Source organism: Teichococcus rhizosphaerae (assembly GCF_002631185.1).
GTDB classification, from domain to species: domain Bacteria; phylum Pseudomonadota; class Alphaproteobacteria; order Acetobacterales; family Acetobacteraceae; genus Pseudoroseomonas; species Pseudoroseomonas rhizosphaerae.
In genome coordinates this window covers 2,501-5,600 of sequence record NZ_PDNU01000089.1, presented here as the reverse complement: position 1 = coordinate 5,600, position 3,100 = coordinate 2,501, and the positions used below count along the sequence as shown (strand labels likewise).

Here is a 3,100-nt window from a genome sequence, read left to right as displayed (position 1 = left end):
TTGGATGCGGGGACAGGATTTGAACCTGTGACCTTCAGGTTATGAGCCTGACGAGCTACCGGGCTGCTCCACCCCGCGGTGGTGGTGTGGTGTTGTGTGTGATGTGACGTTCCGGCTGGGTGGCCCGGCGGCGACCTACTCTCCCGCATCTTGAGATGCAGTACCATGGGCGCTGTGGCGTTTCACGGCCGAGTTCGGGATGGGATCGGGTGTGGCAGCCACGCGATGGCCACCGGGCCACCGAGCCGGAGCGTTTTTTTCACACGGATGGTGTGGTCTGATGGGGTGATATCGTTGAGTGATTGTGGTGAGTGCGGATTGGTGCTGCGTGCGGTGTGACCGTTTCAGGTCACGGCGTGTGTGGATGAGATCGTTCGGGTGATTAGGACCGCTCGGCTGAGCCTGTTGCCAGGCGTATACCTGCGGCCTATCGACGTGGTGGTCTTCCACGACCCTCGGGGAGACCTCGTTTAGAGGCTGGTTTCCCGCTTAGATGCCTTCAGCGGTTATCCGTTCCGTACTTAGCTACCCAGCGATGCCGCGGGCGCGACAACTGGTACACCAGAGGTACGTCCATCCCGGTCCTCTCGTACTAGGGACAGATCCTCGCAAGTCTCCAACACCCATGGCAGATAGGGACCGAACTGTCTCACGACGTTCTAAACCCAGCTCACGTACCGCTTTAATCGGCGAACAGCCGAACCCTTGGGACCTGCTCCAGCCCCGGGATGCGATGAGCCGACATCGAGGTGCCAAACCTCCCCGTCGATGTGGACTCTTGGGGGAGATCAGCCTGTTATCCCTAGAGTACCTTTTATCCGTTGAGCGATGGCCCTTCCACGCGGGACCACCGGATCACTAAGGCCGACTTTCGTCTCTGTTCGCGCTGTCGCGCTCACAGTCAGGCGGGCTTATGCCTTTGCACTCAACAGCCGATGTCCGACCGGCTTGAGCCCACCATCGCGCGCCTCCGTTACCATTTGGGAGGCGACCGCCCCAGTCAAACTGCCCACCACGCAGGGTCCCGGCCCCAGATGATGGGGCTCGGTTAGACACCAGAAAGGCGCAGGGTGGTATTTCAAGGATGGCTCCGCCGAAGCTGGCGCCCCGGTTTCATAGCCTCCCACCTATCCTACACAGCCCCTTCCTGGTGCCACTGCGAAGTTGCAGTAAAGGTTCATAGGGTCTTTCCGTCTGACCACGGGTACCCCGCATCTTCACGGGGAATTCAATTTCGCTGAGCCCATGCTGGAGACAGTGGGGAGGTCGTTACGCCATTCGTGCAGGTCGGAACTTACCCGACAAGGAATTTCGCTACCTTAGGACCGTTATAGTTACGGCCGCCGTTTACTGGGGCTTCAATTCGGTGCTTGCACACCTCCTCTTAACCTTCCAGCACCGGGCAGGCGTCAGACCCTATACGTCATCTCTCGATTTCGCAGAGCCCTGTGTTTTTACTAAACAGTCGCCACCCCCTGGTCTGTGCCACCCCACACTGGTTGCCCAATGAGGGGTCTCGCTTATCCCGAAGTTACGCGAGCAATTTGCCTAGTTCCTTCAGCATGGTTCTCTCAAGCGCCTCGGTATACTCAACCAGTCCACCTGTGTCGGTTTCGGGTACGGTCTATGATGTCAGAGCTGTTTCCTGGAGTGATCCGGCAGCACGTCCAATCCAATAAGGACCCACTACGGTTCACACTCGTCACTTCTGACAGGCCCAGGAATATTCACCTGGTTTCCATCGGCTACGGCTGTCGCCCTCGCCTTAGGGGCCGGCTCACCCTGCGCGGATTGGCCTTGCGCAGGAACCCTTGGACTTTCGGCGAGAGGGGTTCTCACCCTCTTTGTCGCTACTCATGTCCGCATTCGCACTTCCGATACCTCCAGAAGCCCTCACGGGTCTCCCTTCGCAGGCCTACGGAACGCTCCGCTACCACGCATCCTTGCGGATGCATCCACAGCTTCGGCAGATGGCTTGAGCCCCGTTACATTTTCGCCGCAAGACAGCTATTAGACCAGTGAGCTATTACGCTTTCTTTAAAGGATGGCTGCTTCTAAGCCAACCTCCTGGTTGTTTTGGCCGTCTCACATGCTTTCCCACTTAGCCATCATTTGGGGGCCTTAGCTGGTGGTCTGGGCTGTTTCCCTCTCGACAATGGACCTTAGCACCCACTGTCTGTCTGCCAGGTAGCACTCACCGGCATTCGGAGTTCGGTAGGGTTTGGTAGGACTTTGGGTCCCCCTAGCCCTTCCGGTGCTCTACCTCCGGCGGTGTTCGCCTGACGATCTACCTCAATAGATTTCGCGGAGAACCAGCTATTTCCGAGTTTGATTGGCCTTTCACCCCTAGCCACAGCTCATCCCCGACTTTTTCAACAGGCGTGGGTTCGGCCCTCCAGTGGGTGTTACCCCACCTTCAGCCTGGCCATGGCTAGATCACTCGGTTTCGGGTCTTCTGCCTGCAACTCAGCGCCCTGTTCGGACTCGCTTTCGCTGCGCCTACACCTAACGGCTTAAGCTCGCTGCAAACAGAAACTCGCGGACCCATTATACAAAAGGTACGCCGTCACCCCACAAGGGGGCTCCGACTGCTTGTAGGCGTTCGGTTTCAGGTCTCTTTCACTCCCCTTGTCGGGGTGCTTTTCACCTTTCCCTCACGGTACTTGTGCACTATCGGTCGCCAAGGAGTATTTAGGCTTGGAGGGTGGTCCCCCCACGTTCAGACAGGGTTTCACGTGCCCCGCCCTACTCAAGACCCCATCAAAGCCATACGCCTACGGGGCTATCACCCGCTATGGCCGGACTTTCCAGACCGTTCGGCTTAACGTTGATGAGGCACTGGCCTGGTCCCCTTTCGCTCGCCACTACTCGGGGAATCTCTGTTGATGTCTTTTCCTCCGGCTACTGAGATGTTTCAGTTCACCGGGTTTGCCTCCCGACCCTATGTATTCAGGCCGGGATCTCCCATCGGGAGGGGTTTCCCCATTCGGACATCCGCGGATCAACGATCGCTCGCATCTCCCCGCGGCTTTTCGCAGCGTGCCACGTCCTTCATCGCCTCTTGGCGCCAAGGCATCCACTGAACGCCCTTCTCATACTC

General features: G+C 58.2%; 1 tRNA gene and 2 rRNA genes (1 of these 3 only partly in view). All 3 read right to left on the bottom strand.

Going from position 1 to position 3,100, the window contains the following annotated elements:
• Nucleotide 1: 1 nt before the first annotated feature.
• A tRNA-Met gene (locus CR162_RS21450) sits at nt 2–78 on the bottom strand.
• Nucleotides 79–122: 44 nt separating this feature from the next.
• Nucleotides 123–237: ribosomal RNA gene (rrf, locus tag CR162_RS21445) — 5S ribosomal RNA — on the bottom strand.
• A gap of 124 nt (nt 238–361) precedes the next feature.
• Nucleotides 362–3,100, bottom strand: a 23S ribosomal RNA gene (locus tag CR162_RS21440) (it continues 3 nt past the right edge of the window).